Annotated in this window: 1 pseudogene; it reads left to right on the top strand. The window is 53.7% G+C overall.

Annotated elements, in window-relative coordinates:
* Nucleotides 1–203 (top strand): annotated as a pseudogene (locus JEM65_RS21410) (amidohydrolase); the annotation flags it as partial.

The following is a 203-nucleotide window of genomic DNA, read 5'->3' as shown; positions in this document are numbered from 1 at the left end:
CCTGATCCTGATTAATGGCAAATTTCATACCGTTGACCGGGAGAAACCCCTGGCGAACGCCGTGGCGATTAAAGACGGCAAATTTCTTGCTGTCGGCACTGAAAATGAAGTGATGCAGTTCGCGGATGCGTCTACTCAGGTGGTGGATCTGCACGGTCACACGGCGATCCCCGGTCTGAACGATTCCCACCTGCATCTCATCC

The sequence above is a fragment of the Gelidibacter salicanalis genome (genome assembly GCF_016469035.1).
GTDB classification, from domain to species: domain Bacteria; phylum Bacteroidota; class Bacteroidia; order Flavobacteriales; family Flavobacteriaceae; genus Gelidibacter; species Gelidibacter salicanalis_A.
This window is presented reverse-complemented; position numbering and strand designations above follow the sequence as displayed.